Annotated in this window: 10 protein-coding genes and 1 tRNA gene; 3 read left to right on the forward strand and 8 right to left on the reverse strand. The window is 68.6% G+C overall.

What is annotated here, in order from left to right; genetic code table 11:
• The first annotated feature begins 6 nt into the window (after positions 1-6).
• On the forward strand, positions 7-1,026 hold the full coding sequence (locus MNR00_RS11250; protein WP_241928831.1) for a glycosyltransferase family 2 protein: 1,020 nt from the start codon (positions 7-9) through the stop codon (positions 1,024-1,026).
• 21 nt (positions 1,027-1,047) lie between these two features.
• Here the strand turns inward: MNR00_RS11250 and MNR00_RS11255 are convergent, their stop codons facing one another.
• The 4 genes from MNR00_RS11255 to MNR00_RS11270 all read right to left on the reverse strand — a co-directional run bounded on the left by MNR00_RS11255 (position 1,048) and on the right by MNR00_RS11270 (position 6,737).
• On the reverse strand, positions 1,048-2,424 hold the full coding sequence (locus MNR00_RS11255) for an FAD-dependent oxidoreductase (RefSeq protein ID WP_241926013.1): 1,377 nt from the start codon (positions 2,422-2,424) through the stop codon (positions 1,048-1,050).
• Positions 2,425-2,434: 10 nt separating this feature from the next.
• Positions 2,435-3,871 (reverse strand): CDP-glycerol glycerophosphotransferase family protein, encoded by a 1,437-nt coding sequence (locus MNR00_RS11260; protein ID WP_241926014.1) that lies wholly within the window; start codon positions 3,869-3,871, stop codon positions 2,435-2,437.
• Positions 3,868-5,121, reverse strand: a complete 1,254-nt coding sequence (locus MNR00_RS11265; RefSeq protein ID WP_241926015.1) for a CDP-glycerol glycerophosphotransferase family protein — start codon at positions 5,119-5,121, stop codon at positions 3,868-3,870. Before MNR00_RS11265 ends, MNR00_RS11260 begins: the two co-directional genes overlap by 4 nt.
• A 65-nt stretch (positions 5,122-5,186) precedes the next feature.
• Positions 5,187-6,737 (reverse strand): trypsin-like peptidase domain-containing protein, encoded by a 1,551-nt coding sequence (locus tag MNR00_RS11270; protein ID WP_241926016.1) that lies wholly within the window; start codon positions 6,735-6,737, stop codon positions 5,187-5,189.
• Positions 6,738-6,834: 97 nt separating this feature from the next.
• On the opposite strand from MNR00_RS11270, the gene MNR00_RS11275 reads away from it, so the two are divergent.
• The gene (locus MNR00_RS11275; protein ID WP_241926017.1) at positions 6,835-8,040 is read left to right on the forward strand and encodes an aminotransferase class I/II-fold pyridoxal phosphate-dependent enzyme; all 1,206 of its coding nucleotides are present in this window, start codon (positions 6,835-6,837) and stop codon (positions 8,038-8,040) included.
• Positions 8,041-8,106: 66 nt separating this feature from the next.
• On the opposite strand, the gene MNR00_RS11280 is transcribed toward MNR00_RS11275, so the two are convergent.
• From MNR00_RS11280 to MNR00_RS11295, 4 genes are all read right to left on the reverse strand, one after another.
• Positions 8,107-8,913, reverse strand: a complete 807-nt coding sequence (locus tag MNR00_RS11280) for a carbon-nitrogen hydrolase family protein (protein ID WP_241926018.1) — start codon at positions 8,911-8,913, stop codon at positions 8,107-8,109.
• A gap of 89 nt (positions 8,914-9,002) precedes the next feature.
• Positions 9,003-9,079 (reverse strand) — tRNA-Met (locus MNR00_RS11285).
• Positions 9,080-9,226: 147 nt separating this feature from the next.
• Positions 9,227-12,145: a UPF0182 family protein gene (locus MNR00_RS11290; protein ID WP_241926019.1), complete on the reverse strand. Its 2,919-nt coding sequence runs from the start codon at positions 12,143-12,145 to the stop codon at positions 9,227-9,229.
• Between the two features lie 83 nt (positions 12,146-12,228).
• On the reverse strand, positions 12,229-13,314 hold the full coding sequence (locus MNR00_RS11295) for a S16 family serine protease (protein WP_241926020.1): 1,086 nt from the start codon (positions 13,312-13,314) through the stop codon (positions 12,229-12,231).
• A 121-nt stretch (positions 13,315-13,435) separates the two neighbouring features.
• Between MNR00_RS11295 and MNR00_RS11300 the strand changes: the two genes are divergently transcribed.
• Positions 13,436-14,917, forward strand: a complete 1,482-nt coding sequence (locus MNR00_RS11300) for a zinc-dependent metalloprotease (RefSeq protein ID WP_241926021.1) — start codon at positions 13,436-13,438, stop codon at positions 14,915-14,917.
• Positions 14,918-15,073: the final 156 nt, after the last annotated feature.

Consider the following 15,073-nt stretch of genomic DNA (forward strand, 5'->3'; position numbering starts at 1 on the left):
TTCGTCATGCCCGTGCTCAATGAGCGCGACTACCTCGAGCACGCCGTGCGCTCGGTGCTGGAGCAGGATGTCGACGGCCCGACCGAGCTCGTGCTGGCGCTCGGCCCATCGACGGACGGCACCACAGAGCTGGCGCACCGCCTCGCGGCCGAAGACGCCAGAGTGCACCTGGTGCAGAACCCGGCTGCGCACATCCCGGTCGGGCTGAACGCGGCGATCCGCGCCAGCAGGTACCCCACCGTCATCCGGGTGGATGCGCACTCCGAGCTCTCGCCCGGATACGCGCATCAGGCCCTGGAGACCCTCGCTCGCACGGGAGCTGCGAACGTCGGCGGCGTGATGCGCGCCGATGGACGCACCCCGTTCCAGCGCGCAGTGGCACGGCTGTACAACTCCCCCGTCGGCCTCGGTGGCGGCGCCTACCACGGCAGCGAACACGAGGGCGAGGCCGAATCGGCCTACCTGGGCGTGATGCGCCGGGAGGTGCTCGACGAGGTCGGCCTGTTCGACGAGACGATCCGCCGCGGTGAGGACTGGGAGCTGAATCTGCGCATCCGCGAGGCCGGTCACCTGGTCTGGTTCGATCCGAGACTGTCGGTGACCTACTGGCCCCGGGAGAACTGGTGGCGACTTGCCCGCCAGTTCCGCGCCACCGGTGCATGGCGGGGCGAGCTGGTGCGCCGATTCGGCCGCAGCAACGGCCTGCGGTTCTTCGCCCCTCCCGCCCTGGTGGTCGTGACAGCTCTCGCGCTGATCGTCGGCGTGCTGCAGTTGACCGGTGTGCTCACCGGCGGGCTGAGCCTTGCCGCATCCGCCGTGTACCTGCCCCTACTCGCCTATGCGGTGCTGGTCATCGCTGTGGCGCTGTCAGGGAGACGCGGGCTGCGCGAGCGGCTCTGGACGATGGCGGTGCTGCCGACCATGCACTTCGCGTGGGGACTCGGCTTCCTCGCCGGCGTACTGCGCGGCGCGGGCGACACCGTCGACGCCTCCCGGCTGGGAGATCGCAACACGCCACTGCCGTGACGCGCCTGCAGCAGCCGCGCCTCAGTTCAGATGCGCCAACACGTCGTTCAGCGCCTCGGTCATCGACGGATGCGTGTAGATGCCGTCGCGCAGTTGGCTCGCGGTCGCGCCGAGCCGCATGCCGACGGCGACCGCGTTGATGACCTCGTGGCTGTCGTGGCCGAGCATGGTCAGGCCGAGCAGCTCATCGGTCTCAGCATCCACCACCGCGCTCATCACGCCTCGTGCGTCGGTCATCTTCGCGCGCGGGACGGTCGCCATCTCCGCAATGCGCCGCGTGGATGTCCGCACGGCGCGGCCAGCGGCCCTTGCCGCGCTCTCTGTCAGACCGACCCGCGCCAGCGGCGGGGTCGTGAACACGACCGTGGGCACGGCGACGCGATCGCTGACCCGGCGGGTCCCCGCCCCGAGCAGCTGATCGCGCACGATGCGGAAGTCATCCAGTGAGAGGTAGGTGAACTGCGGTCCACCGTGCACATCGCCGACGGCGTAGACGTGCTCGAGGCCGGTGCGCAGCCGGTCGTCCACGACGACCTCACCACGCTCGCCGACTGCGATGCCGACCCGCTCCAGCCCGAGGCCGGCCGTGACAGGCCGGCGTCCAAGCGCGGCGAGCACACGATCCCCGGCGATTTCGACCGTGGCCCCGTCAGCGGCGCGCGCGATGACGCGAACCCCCTCATCGTCGTCTTCGACTGCCGTGACGGTCGTGTTCGTGCGGACCGCGACACCGGCATCGGCGAGCAGCTGTTCGACCTCGGCTGACGTCGACGGGTCCTCGGCGGGGAGCACACGCTCTCCCCGGTGCACCAGGGTCACGCGCGTGCCGAAGGCCGCGTGCATCGAGGCGAACTCCACACCGACGTAGCCGCCGCCGAGCACGATCAGGTGCTCTGGCCGCTCCGCCAACGCGAGTGCACCGGTGCTGGTCACCACGCGCGCGCTCTCGCGCAGACCGGGCAGCGGCGGCAGAACCGGCTCCGCGCCGGTGTTGATGACGATCGTCTCTGCTCGCAGACGCAGCTCGTCGTCCCCTGCCGTCACCAGCAGGGTGTGCGGGTCCTCGAACTCCGCGCGGCCGGTGATGACCCGCGCCGTGTCCGGGCTGTCGAAGATCTCGAAGTTCTTCGCACGCATCGTCGCGGTCAGCATCTGCGTGCGCGTCGCCGACGCGCGGAACCAATCCTCGTCCGACATCGAGCGATCCGGATTCTCGGCGGCATGGATCAGGGCTTTGGTGGGCACGCACCCGATGTTGATGCAGGTGCCGCCGTACATCGCGGCGGACTGCTCGACGATGGCGACCTGTCGACCGGCAGCGGCGAACGCACCAGCCAGCGTCTTGCCACCTTTGCCGAAGCCGATCACAGCCAGCTCCACGGCAATGTGCCCGTCCATACTCAGCCTCCTACGCTGTCAGCCACCCCTGGTCGAGGATGCGCGAGACGACCCGATCGGCCGCCGCTCCGTCGTCGAGTCGGTTGAACTGCGCCTTCCACGCCGCGTAGCGCTCCTGGTAGGCGACGGGAACCTCACGGTCCTCCAGTGCCTGCACGAGCTCGGCCTGCGAGTGCACCAGCGGACCAGGCGCGCGTTCCGCGAGATCGAAGTAGAACCCGCGCAGCTCACCGCGGTAGTGCTCCATGTCAGGCACGAGGAAGAACATCGGTCGCCCTGTGACGCTGAAATCGAACATCACCGAGGAGTAGTCGGTGATCAGTGCGTCTGCGATCAGCAGCAGGCGCGAGGTCTCCGGATAGCCCGTCACATCGATCACCCGTGCCCCGGCGTGGTCGCGGCCCGGCTTGAGCGTGCGCGAGTGCCCTCGCACGAGCACGACCGAGTTCGTGTCGGCGGCGAGCTGCTGCGGATCGATGAAGTCGACCATCTCGGCGCGGTCGTCGCGCCAGGTCGGCGCGTACAGCAGCACGCGCTCGTCGGCGTCGATGCCGAGCGCCTCGCGGATCGGCGCAGGGCCGCCGGTGACGAGCATGTCGTTGCGCGGGTACCCCTCCACCCAGATCGGCTTGCCGAAGAACGCGTATGCCTTCTTCAGGATGCGCGATGCGTAGGCGTTCTGCGCGAGCAGCACGTCCCACCGGCGGGACTCCTTCACGACGGCAGCCATCCGCCGCGGGTCGAACCCCGGCCGGTGCAGTGCGAGGCGCTTGAGCGGCGTGCCGTGCCAGGTCTGCAGCACGCGCTGCCCCGGCTTTCGCACGAAGCGCTTGCGCAGCCAGTCGTTGACGATCAGCATCCGGGATTCGGCTCGCGCACGCCACCACTCCGGCCCGCCCTCGACGACCGCGACGGCGCCGTCCGGCACCTCGACAGACAGGTCGGTGACGCTCCAGTAGCGGGTGACCGATGGTGCGCGCTCGGCGAGCACCCGGTCGATCGCTCGAGGGTTGCATCCCGCGGTCTGCCCGTAGAAGCTCTCGAAGAACACGGCGTTCTCACCGGCGCCGATCTGCGACGCGTAGCGCTCCTCGAGCGTGCGCTGCCCCTCTGTCGTCTCGTAGATGGGTGCGATCGCCGGTGCGATCGTGACCGCGTCCCCGCGCACCTCGACCCGCAGAGTGGGCAGCAGCGTCGGCTCGACGTCGAGATCGCTCACCTCGGTGCCGTCGACGGTCAGACCGTACTCGCCTGACGGCAGCGGCAGTTCGGCGCCGCCCCAGCGCGCCGCGCGCAGCGGGAATGTGGCCTTCCAGGTCTTGCCGCCGCCGGTCACCTTGGCCGCGACCCGTGCACGGGGGCCTTCGAGTGCGGCGGAGGCCGGGCGCTGGCCGGTTCCTGCGATGATCAGCGACTGCGTCTGCTCATCGATCCGAGCGGTCGTCATCGTGCTCCCTTCGGCGCGGGGATCCCCCGCGCGCGGATGGCCTGGTACACGCGGTGGGCGTTGCGCCCGTCGCGGTAAGCGTGCATCTGCGCGCTGAGCGCGGCAGAGCGGTCGGATGCCGCGGTATACGCGTCGTGGTCGCCGAGCACCTCGTCGATGCGGTCGATCGCATCGTCCCAGTCCCTGGCGTAGTCGGGGCCTGCGACATCCTCGTATCGCCCGTAGAAGCCGCGATCCCTGCTGTAGTCCTCGACGTCAGGGGCGAGGTAGACGACGGGCATGGCCAGCAGGCCCACGTCATACGCCATCGACGAGTAGTCGGTGACCAGCATGTCGATGCGCGGCAGCGCAGGGGTGGCATCCGGCAGCAGGTCGGAGTTCAGCATCCGCACTCGTCCACTGGACCACGGCGGCGCATACGCCCCCTCGCCCAGCGGGTGCGAGCGGATGAACAGCACCGCGTCATGCTGCTCGAGCAGCCGCACGATCCGCACCCACTGCTCCGCGCTCGGCACTGCGGCATCTCCCGCGCCGTCGCGCCAGGTCGGCGCGTACAGCAGTGCGCTCTGGTCGGAGCGCAGCGGACCTGTGCGGGTGAGCAGGGTCGTCGCGGTGGCGACGCGCTGCTGCGCGGTGCCCGCCGAGAGCACGTCAACGCGCGGCTCTCCGGTGACGATGACTCGCTCATCACCGAGCCCGAACGCAGACTCGAGGCGCCCGCGGGAGCGATGCGAGGCGGCCGGCAGCACGCGGATGCGCTGTGCGGCCCCGCGGTACAGCGCGGTGAGCACGTGGCGCAGGATGCCTGCGGCAGGGATGCCGCTGGGCACCTGCACGGTGACCGGCGAATCGAGTCCTATCCGCTTGAGCGGGATGCCGTGCCACAGCTGCACGACGAAACCATCGCTGCTGCCGTAGCGGTTCACGTCTCCGAGCCCGTGCGTGACGACGAGAACACCGGCTCTGGCCGTCGCCCACCAGCCCCGAAGACCGTCGCGGCGCCTGGTGCGGATGCCGATGGCCTTCGCATCGTCCTCATCGCGGGAGCTGCGCGCCAGCCAGAGCGTGCGGTGCCCGGCATCCGACGCCTCGCGGTACAGCGCGAGCGCCCCATCGCCCACTCCGGCACCGCACCCGAACACCCAGGTGTCACCGCGCGGCAGCAGCAGGGTTCCTATGCGCCCAAGGGCATACAACGGCAGCCGGAGCAGCTTGGCCGCGTTGCCGGTTCCGAACGAGAAGGACGCCACCCCGCGAGCCTATCGCGGGGTGGCGTCCTGTCCTGAGAGCGAACCGGGGCGGATTCGCGCCGGATTCAGAGCTTCAGTTCACCGAGCGTGACCTCGGTCGTGTACGTCTTTCCTGAGCGGACGTAGGTCAGCTCGGCCTTGCTGCCGGCAGCGGCGGCCCGCACCTGGGCGGTGAGGTCGCTCGCGCTGGTGATCGGCGCACCGTTGAACTCGGTGACGATGTCACCGCCGCGCAGTTCCGCGTCAGCAGCGGCGCCGCCTGCGGTCGGGTCGACGATCACCGCACCGGCGACCGAGGCACCCTCGACGCTGGACGCATCGCGCACCGTGGCTCCGAGCAGGCCGTGTGTGGCCTCGCCGTTCTCGATCAGCTCACCTGCGACACGCTTGGCGATGTCAGAAGGGATGGCGAAGCCGAGACCGATCGAGCCGGGCTCGCCGCCCTGCGACGAGTTGCCCGCGGTGGCGATGGCGACGTTGATGCCGATCAGGCGTCCCTTGCTGTCGACCAGTGCGCCACCGGAGTTGCCGGGGTTGATGGCGGCGTCGGTCTGGATCACCGCGATCGAGATGGACTGCTTGGCCTGCTGGGCGCCCATTCCGGGGATGTCGAACTGGAACGGTCCGCCTTCGGAGTCACCGCCGTCCGATCCATCGCCTGGGGTCTGGTTCTCGTCAGGAGCGGTGTCGGGCAGAGCCGACGAGGCGACCTGGATGCTGCGGTTGAGCGCACTGACGATGCCGGTCGTCACCGAGTTCGACAGCCCGAGCGGGGCGCCGACGGCCACAGCCGTGTCACCCACGTTGAGCTTGGACGAGTCGGCGAAGTCGATCGGCTTGAGGTCCTTGGCGCCCTCGAGCTTGATCACCGCGAGGTCGTAGACCGGGTCGGTGCCGACCACGGTCGCCGAATAGATGTGCCCGTCAGATGTGGTCACGCGGATCGTCGGATCGGCGACCGCACCGCCAAGGGTGACCACGTGCGTGTTGGTGAGCACGTGACCCTCCTTGTCGAGGATCACTCCGGATCCGCTGCCGGACTCCTGCTGGCCGGCGACCTCGATCGTGACGACCGACGGCAGCACCTCGCTGGCGATGGCCGTGGTCTCGTTGACCGACCCTGGGTTGTTGACGGTGACCGTCTCGGGCCCTGACGCGGACTGCGAGACCGGCTGGTTCAGCACGGCGGCGCCGAGTGCGCTGCCGCCGAAGCCCGCGACGCCACCCACGATGGCAGCGGCCAGGAGGAGGCCGGCGACCTTGACAGTGCCGTTGCCCTTCTTGGACGACTGCGGCATGGTGGCGACGTTCGAGTCGATGGGTGCCGTCTGCGCCGCGCCATACGGCGGGACGTGCGCCTGCTGCGAGGCACCGAACGACGCGCCAGGCTGCGCCGGCGCGGCGTGCGGCGCCTGGAAGCCCGGCGTCGGCTGCTGGTGCGAGCCGAACGTGGCGGGGATGCTGTGCCCGGCCGGAGCCTGGGGAGCCTGGGGGGCCTGCGGTGTCTGCGCGCCGGCATCTGGAGCCGGCGTCTGCGGGTTCGAGTGCGTCGGGGTCGCACCGACGTTCGGCACCTCGGGGTTCGAGGCCTGGCCGTTGTTGTTGTTGTCGCTCATGATCTGCTCCTTCTCAACGCCCTATCAGAGTGGCAAGCGAGGCTGTGCGATTCCTATGGTGAGGATGGAATTCCCCTATGGTCTTAGCCTGTTCTGCATGAGTGTCATTCCGGGCGCCTGGCGCCGGACCGCCGCAGGAGCAGGTCTGCTGTCGCCGCAGGGCGACGTCGCACCCACTATTTTCGCAGAGATGTCCGCCGCGGCGGTGCGAACCGGGGCGATCAATCTCGGTCAGGGCTTCCCCGATGAGGACGGCCCGCACGAGGTGCTCGACGCCGCAAGGGCCGCGATCGCGCAGGGCGCGAACCAGTATCCGCCCGGCCGTGGTATCCCTGATCTGCGTGCCGCGATCAGCGAGCATCAGCAGCGCTTCTACGGGCTGACCGCCGACCCCGACACCGAGGTGCTCGTCACGGCCGGTGCGACGGAGGCTCTCACGGCGACCCTGCTGGCTCTGATCGACGGGCCGGACGACGAGGTGGTCGTCTTCGAGCCGTACTACGACTCCTATGCCGCGGCGGTGGCACTGGCCGGCGGGCGGCTGCGCACTGTTCCACTGCACCGGCCCGATTTCCAACCCGATCTCGACGAGCTCTCCGCCGCGGTGACCGATCGCACGCGGGTGATCCTGGTGAACGACCCGCACAATCCGACCGGCGCGGTGTTCTCGCCGCAGGTGCAGGCAGAGGTGGTGCGACTGGCGAACAAGCACGGAGCGATCATCGTCACCGACGAGGTGTACGAGCACCTGTCGTTCGACGGCCCGCACGTGCCGATCGCCACCCTGCCCGGCGCCGCGGAGCGCACGCTGACCGTCTCGTCGGCGGGCAAGACCTTCTCGGTCACTGGCTGGAAGATCGGCTGGGTGCATGGCCCGGCAGCGCTGATCACCGCTGTGCTCACTGTGAAGCAGTACCTCACCTATGTGAACGGCTCCCCGTTCCAGCCCGCAGTCGCCGTCGGGCTGCGTTTGCCCGACACGTACTTCTCGGATGCCCGTGCTGCGCTGCGCGCCAAGCACGCACTGCTGGGTGACGCACTCGTCTCAGCCGGATTCGAAGTGCATGCTCCGCAGGGCGGCTACTTCACGGTCGCCGACGCCACGGCGCTCGGCGGAGCGGATGCAGCGGCATTCTGCCGAACGCTGCCCGAGCGGGCCGGGGTCGTCGCCATCCCGCTGACCGCGTTCGTCTCTCCGCAGCACCAGGGCGACTACGCCGAGCTGGTGCGCTTCGCCGCCTGCAAGCGCATCGAGGTGCTCGAGCAGGCAGCGGCGCGGCTTGCCGCCCTGCGGCCGGTGTGACTCGCGTGACGGACTACTGACGCTCTCGGCGTGTTGCGTAGGTGGCCGGTGGCACGCCTGGGCGCGTCAGTGATCGGGCACGACGCGGTAGCGGCGCAGCGCCAGCACCGGATTCGTCTCGCGGGTGCGGGTGATGAGCTCACCGTCGATGGATGCCAGGGCGATGCCCTCCCCTGCGCTCACGCCGGCGACCACCACCCCCTGCGGGTCGATCACCTGCGACAGCCCGACCCCGATCGGCGCGGGGTGGTCAGCGGCGATCACGTAGGCGGTGTTCTCGATCGCGCGGGCAGCCAGCAGCGTGGTCCAGTGATGCTCCTTCAGCGGACCGCGCACCCATTCAGCCGGAACGATCATGGCATCCACACCGGCATCGGCCAGGGTGCGCGCCACCTCGGGAAAGCGCAGGTCATAGCAGGTCATCAGCCCGAATCGGATGCCGTCGACGTCGAAGATCGCGGCTGCGCCCACCTCGCCGGGCGCGATCCAGTCGGACTCGCGCTGCCCGAACGCGTCGTACAGGTGCTGCTTGCGGTAGACCGCGAGAGTGCCGGCATCCGACACGGCGACGACAGCGTTGTGCACGCGACCCGCGTCTGCCGTTTCGAGCATCCCGGCGACGACGATCACGTGGTGCTCTGCGGCTGTCGCGCTCAGCGACGCGACGAACGGGCCATCGAGCGATTCGGCGTTCACAGCGAGGGACTCATCGAACGGGTTCGCGAAGTAATTCGAGTACTCCGGCAGCACCACGACGCGCGCGCCGCGAGCGGCGGCCCGCGCGACCAGGTCGACGACCTGCGCGCGGTTCTGCGCCGCGTCTGCTCCGGGCGCGAACTGGCAGACGGCGACGAGCGGAGTCGATGCTGGCATCTGCCCATCCTGGCACGCGGCCCGCGCAGGTGTCCGTGCACGGGAAAGGCGGAAGGCCCGGTCTCTTTCGAGACCGGGCCTTCCTCATCTGGTTGCGGGGACAGGATTTGAACCTGCGACCTCCGGGTTATGAGCCCGGCGAGCTACCGAACTGCTCCACCCCGCGGCACGTTTAGAAGCCTAACACGGCTCTCGGAGCACGGCGAATCGACGACCCTGCACGGAGCGCACCGGGCGTGTCGTGCGGGTGCGTGAGACGCGGAAGAGGGCGCCCCCTCGGGGACGCCCTCTTCCGATCAGATTGAATCGGAAGCTACTTACCGGCCTCTTCCTCCAGCGCGAGCAGCTGCTCGATCGCGGTGGTGAGCTTCTTGTCCGCAGCGGCGAAGGCCTCCAGGTCACCGGACTTGAGGGCCGTCTCACGCGCGGCGAGTGCGTCCTTCGCATCCGACAGCGCGGCTGCCATCGCATCCGACGGCGGGGTGGGCGTGCCACCCTCGTCCGGCTCGGTCGGGGTATCCGGATCCGTCGGCGTCTCGGGATCCGTCGGCGTGACTTCCTCATCGCCGCCCTCCGCTCCGGCGTCGCCGCCGAACAGGGCATCCAGCGCCTCAGTGAGGGTGTCTTCGAACGCGACGCGGTCACCGAACGCGACCAGCACCTTCCGCAGGTTCGGCAGCTTGGTGCCCTCGGACGACTGCACGAACACCGGCTGCACGTACAGCAGGCCGCCGCCGACAGGCAGCGTCAGCAGGTTGCCGTACTTCACCTCGGAGTTTCCGAGGGTCAGCACGTTCAGCTGATCGGCGATGTCGGTGTTCGAGTCGAACGTGTTCTGCACTTGACCTGGACCTGGCACTGTCGTCGACGAGTCGATCTCGAGCAGCTGCAGCTTGCCGTATTCGTCCGATTTCACTCCCGCCTTCGTGCCGGCATCGGAGTCGACGGCGAGGTAGCCCATCAGCACCTCGCGACTCTCACCCTGCTGGGCGGCCGGGATGAAGGTGGAGAACATCGAGAAGCGCGACTCATCCTGCCCCGGCATCTTCATCGACAGGTAGTACGGCGGCTGCAGACGGTCCTTGGCACGCGGGTCGTCCGGCGTCTGCCAGCGGTTGACCTCCTGCGCGAAGGCGTTGGCGTTGTCGATGTGGTAGACGCCGAGCACGTCGCGCTGCACCTTGAACAGATCAGTCGGGTAGCGCACGTGGCTCATGAGCTGCCCTGACATCTCACTGATCGGCTCGACGGTGGTCGGGTAGACCTTCTGCCAGGCCTGGAGGATCGGGTCCTCCTCGTCCCAGGCGTACAGCTTCACCGACCCGTCGTAGGCGTCGACGGTGGCCTTGACCGAGTTGCGGATGTAGTTGACGTTGTCGAAGGCGACGACGGATGCCGGGGTGCGGGAATCCGCGATGGCGTCCTGCAGGCTCACCGTCGTCGAGTACGGGTAGTTCGCACTCGTGGTGAAGCCGTCCACGATCCAGACGATGCGGCCGTCGACGACGCTCGGGTACACGTCCTGATCGAGCGTCAGGTACGGCGCGACCTTCTCGACGCGGGTCTTCGGGTCGCGGTCGTACAGGATCTGCGACTCGTCGTTCACGAGGTTCGAGAACAGGATCTGCTCGGACTGGAACTTCATCGCGTAGAGCAGCTTGCGGAACGTGTTGCCGATGCGGGGTCCGCCGTCGCCCTCGAACGTCGTCTTCGTGTCGCTCGCGCCGTCCTGGCCGCGCGGATAGTCGATCTCGACGGGGGCGGTGTCCTTCGGCGCGCCGACGATCGAGTACTCGGGCGAGGATTCGCCGAAGTAGATCCGCGGCTCGTACTCGGCTACTTCGCTGAGCAGACCGGAGGACGGGATGCCGCTCTCGAGGAAGACAGGCTCACCGTCATCGGTGCGCTGGTTTCCGGCGAGGGCGACCAGACCGTAGCCGTGCGTGTAGACGGCTGCGCGGTTGTTCCAGCTGTCACCGCCACCGAGCTTGGTCATGTCGAGGTCGCGCACCGAGACCACGGTGTCCTGCGTCTTGCCGCCGAGCTCGTAGCGGTCGACGTCCAGCTCAGGGGCGAACTGGTAGTACTGCCGGTACTGCTGCAGCTGTCGCACGGTCGGGCTGATGACAGCCGGGTCCATGATGCGGACGGATGCCGTCGTCTCGGCGTCTGCGCGCAGCTGGCCCGGCTCGGTGTCGACGGTGGCACTGAACGGGGTGACCTCCATGTCGGCCACGCCGTACGCCTCCTTGGTCGCGGCGATGTTCCGGTCGTAGAACTCGGACTGGTAGGCGTTCTCGTTCGGAGCCACCTGGAAGGTGGTGACCACCCACGGGTAGCCGACGCCGACCACCAGCGAGGCGACGATCAGCAGCGCCGTCGCGACCAGCGGGAAGCGCCAGCGGCCGATGATCGCGGTGACGAAGAACAGCACGGCGACGACGGCGGCGATGATCGACAGGATCGCAAGGCCAGGGATCGTGGCGTTCACGCCGGTGTATGCGGCACCGGTGATGCGTCCCTCCTGCTGGACGAGCGTGAGGTAGCGGTCGAGCCACAGGCTGACCGCCTGCACTGCCAGGTACAGACCGGCGAGCACCGCGAGCTGGATGCGCGCCGGCTTCGAGATGCGCAGTTCGCGCTGGCCGATCTGCACCGAGCCGTAGAGGTACGAGACCAGTGCTGTGATCACCAGGCTCAGCAGCAGCACCGCCGAGACGAACGCGAGCAGCATCGAGTAGAACGGCATGGCGAACAGGTAGAACCCGGTGTCGAGGCCGAACTGCGGGTCGAGCGTGTCGGTGGTGACACCGTTGAGCCAGAGCACCACGGTCTTCCAATTGCCTGCAGCCGCGAACCCGGCGAAGACACCGAAGAAGACGGGCAGGCCCCACATGGCCAGTCGGCGCAGTGGCTCGATGACCTCCTGGTAGCGGTCCAGCTGCGAGCTCAGCCGCACATACACGGGCCGCAGCCGGTAGGCGAGCTGGATGCACAGCAGGATCGGCAGGGCCATGCCGAGGAAGCCGATCACGAACATCGTGACCGTGGCGATCCACTGCGTCGTCAGCACGGACGCGAAGTCCAGCTGATCGAACCAGAGGTACTCGGTGTACAACGATGCGAACACGAAGAAGCCTGCGATCAGGGCGGCGATCACCGCCACCGAGATCACAATGATTCTTCGGGACGTGCTTGGTGTGGCCTGCTGCGGCGCTGGGGTGGTGGTCACCACTCCATCCTAGGCAGGCGCCCCTATGCGGCGGCCGCGAGTACGCTCAACGCGGACAGCGACGGCACCGGAAGCTCGGCGATTCAGCGCGTGCAGGTCGGCAGCTCGGACGTGTCACCGCCGTCGGCGATCACCTCGAGGATGTCCAGCGACTCCTCCAGCGTGCTGGTGCTGTACACGTCGAGACCGGCGGGGACATGCCCGACGACCTCGTCGCAGTTGCTCTCCGGTGCGAGGAACACGGTCGCTCCCCCGTCACGTGCGCCGTACAGCTTCTGTCGGATGCCCCCGATCGGCCCGACCGCGCCCGATGCCTCGATCGTCCCGGTTCCTGCGATGTTCTCCCCGCCGTTGAGCTTGCCCGGAGTCATCGTGTCGATGATCCCGAGCGCGAACATCATGCCGGCGCTCGGTCCCCCGACGTTGTCGAGCTGCAGCTGCACATCCACCGGGAAGTCGTACTCGGTGGTGAGTGAGACGCCGATCAGCCAGAACGGGTCGCCGGCGGCATCCGTCGTCTTCTCAGGGGTGAGGGTGACGTCCTGCTCCTCACCGTCGCGTTCGACGACGAGGGCGACCTCCTCGCCTTCGCGCTTCTGGATCTCGTCGCGCAGCACGCTGGCCGAGTCGACGGCGACGCCGTCCACAGAGAGGATCGTGTCGTCCTTCTCGAGCACGCCGTCGGCCGGGGTGTCCGCGATGGCCTCGACGACCTTGACCTCGGCGCCCACGTCGTAGCCGAGCTCGTTCAGCGCGGCTGCCGTCGCCTCGTGCTGCGAGTCGACCATCAGCTCGGCGTTGCGCGAGTTGCGCTGGTCTGTGGTGACCCCCTTGGGGAAGAACGTGTCCAGCGGAACGACCGCACGTGACGGATCGAACCAGGCCAGCGCGAGTTCGAACCACGTGGGGGTGCGATCGGGGCTGCCGACGACCTGCAGGGTCGTGAGATCGAGGGTGCCTCCGGTGGGGTACGTGCGCGCTCCATCCACCTCGATCAGCGGCACCTCCTCGCCGTCGGCGCTGAGCGCCGTGCCGAGGGTGTCGTAGATCGGTCCCGGCCGCTGGATGACGTACTGCGTCGGCATGAAGGTGAGCCCGACCAGGGCGACCAGGGCGACGCTCAGGGCGGTCACACCCAGCACGGTGCCGTTGCTGCGGCGTGATGACACGGGTCCTCCGAAGGGCGTTCGCGAGCGGCGTACAGCGATCCGGGCCCTCAGGGTCCGAGCACAGGATCGTGTGACTAGCGTAGAGCGCACACGCCAAGAGCATGCTGAAAGGGCCACCCCCATGCCAGATGACGACCAGGATCCTTCGGACTTCGAGGAGATGCTCCGCCGCATGATGTCCGGCGGGAACATCGATCCAGAACAGCTGCGCGAAGCGCTGTCGGGCATGGGCGGCATGCAGATCGACCCCGCGCAGATGCAGGGCTTCATGGCGCAGATGCAGGGGATGTTCGCTGGCGACCCGTGGCAGAACGCCGAACGCCAGGCGCTGCACATCGCCAACCGCGATGGTCTCGGCATCACCGACGGCTCTCGCTCGTCGCTGGTCGACGCGTTCGGCCTGGCCAACCTGTGGCTGAGCGAGGCCACCACGATCTCAGAGCTCGCCTCGCCGCCCCAGGCGATGACCCGAGGTGAATGGGTGGAGAAGACCCTTCCTGTGTGGAAGGAGATCGCAGCCCCGGTGTCGACGTCGATCGCGGACGCGCTCACCGGTGCGCTGGAGACTCAGGTCCCCGAAGACATGCAGGGCATGGTGCAGGGCGCCGGCCAGCTGATGCGTGGCCTTGGCGGCACGCTCTTCGCCGCGCAGTTCGGGCAGGTGCTGGGGCGGCTCTCGCTGGAGGTCGTCTCGGGTGGGGATGTCGGCATCCCCGTGCTGCCCGCAGGGACCGCGGCCGTCATCCCGCAGAACATCGCCGCCTTCGGCGAGGGGCTCGAGGTGCCGGAAGACCAGATCGCGCTGTACCTCGCGGTGCGCGAGCTCGCGTACGCCCGGCTGTACCGACACGCCAAGTGGCTGCATCTGCACGTGCTGTCGCAGATCACCGACTTCGCCCGCGGCGTCACGGTCGACATCGAGGCACTCGAGGACGTGGCATCGCGCCTTGACCCGTCCAACCCTGAAGAGCTGCGAGCCGCGATCGAGGGCGGCGCACTGCTGCCGGCGCAGACCGAGGCGCAGCGCGAAGCACTGACCAGGCTGGAGAATCTGATCGCCACGATCGACGGCTGGGTGGACGTCGTCACCGAGCAGGCCGTCGCGCGTCTGCCCGACAGCGTGCGTCTCGCCGAGGCGGCGCGCCGTCGCCGTGCGGTCGGCGGCCCTGCGGAGGATGCCCTCGGTGCGCTCGTCGGCCTGAAGCTGCGCCCGCGGCGACTGCGTGAGGCGTCAGCGATGTGGCGCGCGGTGACCGACGCGGTCGGCGTCGCGGCGCGGGATGCCCTGTGGGATTACCCGGACATCATGCCGCAGTCCAGCGACATCGACGACCCCACGGCGCTGATCGCCCGCATGCAGGCGGTGCAGCGCGGCGAGGCCCCGGTTGCCGACGAATTCGACGAAGCACTCGCTCGTCTGCTGGACGGAGACGACTTCAGCGGCGAGGCACCTGCCGCGGCGTCAGATGCTGACGCGGCGTCAGATGCTGACCCGTCGTCGGAAGCTGGCGCAGAAGCCTCGGATGCCGACAAGACGTCTGATGCTGACACCGCGTCGGATGCTGAGGACGACGACCGCCCGGAGGGCGACCGCCCCGTCTGATCCCGCCTGTTCCGTCGTTCGGGTCGTCGTCTGCGACGGCTGTCCACAGCCATCCGAAAACCGAAATCCCTCCACAGATCCCATTCGGGCGTCCCATGGCGTGCGGTGCGTGACGAGAATCAGGGGCATGAGTCCCCTGACCCCGTCGACGCTCAC

This window comes from Microbacterium sp. H1-D42, from assembly GCF_022637555.1.
Lineage (GTDB): Bacteria > Actinomycetota > Actinomycetes > Actinomycetales > Microbacteriaceae > Microbacterium.